At 64.2% G+C, this 3111-nt stretch carries 4 protein-coding genes; all 4 read right to left on the minus strand.

All coding sequences use genetic code 11. From position 1 onward, the window contains the following. A partial coding sequence (locus tag JaAD80_RS19535) for a hypothetical protein (RefSeq protein WP_146012437.1) occupies window positions 1-713 on the minus strand: 713 nt, incomplete at its 3' end. 139 nt (window positions 714-852) lie between these two features. Further along, entirely contained in the window at window positions 853-1485 is a 633-nt protein-coding gene (locus tag JaAD80_RS19540) for a riboflavin synthase (RefSeq protein WP_102296489.1), read from the minus strand. Window positions 1486-1514: 29 nt separating this feature from the next. Beyond that, window positions 1515-2588, minus strand: a complete 1074-nt coding sequence (gene ribD, locus JaAD80_RS19545) for a bifunctional diaminohydroxyphosphoribosylaminopyrimidine deaminase/5-amino-6-(5-phosphoribosylamino)uracil reductase RibD (protein WP_180979489.1) — start codon at window positions 2586-2588, stop codon at window positions 1515-1517. Window positions 2589-2845: 257 nt separating this feature from the next. Then, on the minus strand, window positions 2846-3111 hold a 266-nt coding region (locus tag JaAD80_RS19550), incomplete at its 5' end, for an integrase core domain-containing protein (RefSeq protein ID WP_146012438.1).

A 3111-nucleotide genomic window follows, 5' to 3' on the forward strand; every position in this document is an offset into this window, starting at 1 on the left:
GCCGTGGCCTGCGTTGCCGCCTGTCCCGCGGCACGGGCGCTGGCGGCCACCGCCTCGCCATTCAGGTCGGCGTCTACGGCGGAAGCGACCGGGGCGCCCTGCCGCTGGGCCAGTACGGCGCCCACCTGCGCCAGCACGTCCGTTCCCTGCTGCAAGGCATCCAGGGTGGCGGTGCTGTTGGCCGCGTAGGCCGCCTGCAAGGTGGCAGCATCGACGTCTTCGTTGCGCAAGTCGATGCCGATGCGGCCCAGGCCCGCTTGCGTGAGCAGATTGCCGTCCTGCGCCAGCGCGGCGGCCGCATCGGTCGTGCCGTCGCCCGCCAGCAAGTCGTAGCGCTGCGCCAGGCTGCCCGGCGTATCGCCAGCCGTCGCCAGCTGGCTGGCATCGATGCCGCTCGTTTGCAGCTGGGCAAACGACTCCGTCAGCTGCCGCGCCAGCGCCAGCAAGTCGTCGTTGACATTTACTGGCGTATTGGCCGCGCTGGCTTGCTCCGTGGCGCCCTGCAAGGCCAGCAATTGCCGACGCGACAAGGCCACGCCGGACAGGAACTGGCCCAGGGGCGAGATATCGACCTGGGTCGATGCCAGGATGGGAATGGGAGTTGCCGCGCCGGCAGCGGGCACGGGCGCCGCGCGGGCGACGGGTGCCGTTTCGCCCACACGTGTGGTTGCCGGTATGACATTAGGCAGAGTGGCGCGCGAGATCGGATCCATGACGTTCCTTCACTGCGGAAAGCTTCATAGTATGCGCGCCTGCCGGAAAAGCAACACACGCGAGGATATTTGCCGCGCCACCAGGCCGTCACAGGCCTGGAATTGCCGCCCCTGCACGCTGCATGCAGGGGCACATCGCTTAGGCTTTTTTGTCCAGCGACAACATGCGCTCGACATAGCGGGCGATCAGGTCGATCTCCAGGTTCACCTTGCCATCGACTGTCAGGTGCTTCAGGGTCGTCATGGCGATGGTGTGTGGGATCAGGTTGATCGAGAAACGGCAGCCATTCACGGCACCGGCACCCAGGTCTTCCACGCGATTGACGGTGAGGGAGACGCCATTGACGACGACGGAACCCTTGAAGGCCAGGTACTTCGCCAGCTCGTGCGGCGCCTCGATGACCAGCTCCCACGATTCGCCGACGGCTTCGAACTTGCGCACGATGCCCAGGCCGTCAACATGGCCCGACACCAGGTGGCCGCCCAGGCGCTCGGCCAGGGTCAGGGCTTTTTCCAGGTTCACTTCCGTGGTCGTGTCCAGGCCCACGGTGCAATTGAGGCTTTCACGCGAAACGTCGACGGCAAAGCCCGTCTCCGACTTTTCCACCACCGTCATGCAGGCGCCATTGATGGCGATCGAATCGCCCAGGGCCACGTCGGCCAGCGGCAAGCCGCCCGCGTGGATGGTCAGGCGCACGCCTGCGTCGAGGCCGCCTTCGAGTGCTTGCACGGTTTCAATCTTGCCAATGGCGGCAACAATTCCTGTAAACATGGAGCTAACCCTATCAAATTGTAAAAGTATTAATTTCGCTGGGCGAATCTTGCAAGGATACGCACATCTTCGCCCACTTGCTGAACCTGGTGAAATTGCAAAGTGCGCTGCTGCTTGATATCCGTCAATGCGGGCAAGTCAAACATGCCTTGCGCGTCGCCCAGCAAAGTGGGCGCCAGATATACCAGCAGCTCGTCGACGCAGCCTTCGCGGATCAGCGAACCGTTCAGCTTGGCACCCGCCTCGACGTGGACTTCATTGATTTGCCGGCGGCCCAGTTCCAGCATCAGGGCGGCCAGGTCGACCTTGCCGGCCGCGTTCGGCAACACGATGACTTCTGCGCCCAGCGCCAGCAGCTGCGCTTCCTTTTCCGGGTTGGCGACGGCCGCCACGATCCACGTGCCGCCGCCTTGCAAGATACGCGCGTCAAGGCTGATGTCGAGCCGGCTGTCGATGACGATGCGGCGCGGCTGGCGCGGCGTCTCGACGGCGCGCACATTTAATTGCGGATCATCGGCCTTGACCGTGCCGATACCCGTCAGGATGGCACAGGCGCGCGCGCGCCAGGCGTGGCCATCGGCACGCGCTTGCGGCCCCGTGATCCACTGGCTCTGGCCATTGTGCAAGGCCGTCATGCCGTCGAGGCTGGCCGCCGTTTTCATGCGCACCCAGGGCTTGCCGCGCTGCATGCGCGAAAAAAAGCCGATATTCATTTCATGGGCTTCGTCCGCCAGCACGCCAGTGGTGACGGCGATGCCGGCCGCTTCCAGCTTGGCCAGCCCCTGTCCCGCCACCAGCGGATTCGGGTCCGTCATGGCGGCCACGACACGGCCCAAGCCGGCGCGCACCAGCGCGTCCGAGCACGGCGGCGTACGGCCATGGTGGTTGCATGGTTCCAGGGTCACGTAGGCCGTGGCGCCGCGCACGTCGTTGCCGCGCGCCGCCGCATTGGCCAGCGCTTGCACCTCGGCATGATCCTGACCCGCCGCCTGCGTCACGCCGGCGCCGATGACCTGGCCATCCCTGACGATGACGCAGCCGATGCGGGGATTGGGCGAGGTCGTGTATAAACCGCGCGCCGCCCATTCCAGCGCCAGGCGCATGCCATCTATATCGTTGAGTATGTCCACAGGCTTCTTTGCTCTTGGTTATTACGCATCCATTGACGAAATGCCGCTTCCACATCGACGGAGCGGCTGCGGCACGCTGGCCACCCTGCCCTGCCCTGCCCTGCCCGCGCGTCGCACACAGCATGGGCACATGCATAGGCACACGCATGGGCACTACAGGGGGGCACGGCATGCCGCGCGCCTGCCATTATAGGCAATATCGGGCAAATCGCGGGAGCGACGATCGCCGCCTAGTTGTGAAGTTGCAAGAGGTTATTCTGGCCGGATCTGAGCCGTGACATTGGGGCCTTGCCAGCAATGCCCTGATGCGGCCGGTGCCAGTTGTAGTGATGGTTCCATTCTTTGAGCATGTTGGCCCGCTCCAGTGAGTTGTTATAAACAAAGCCGTAAGCCCATTCGCGCAAGGCTGACTGGATGAAGCGTTCGGCCTTGCCATTGGTCTGTGGTCGATAGGGCCGTGTAAAGCGGTGCTTCAATGCTAATCTGGCTACAAGTG

The organism is Janthinobacterium sp. AD80 (assembly GCF_002878455.1).
Lineage (GTDB): Bacteria > Pseudomonadota > Gammaproteobacteria > Burkholderiales > Burkholderiaceae_D > Janthinobacterium.

Excerpts from the sequence above, each read along its gene's own strand:
- JaAD80_RS19540 (WP_102296489.1), bottom strand. The coding sequence starts at position 1,485 with ATGTTTACAGGAATTGTTGCCGCCATTGGCAAGATTGAAACCGTGCAA.
- ribD (WP_180979489.1), bottom strand. The coding sequence starts at position 2,588 with ATGCGCCTGGCGCTGGAATGGGCGGCGCGCGGTTTATACACGACCTCG.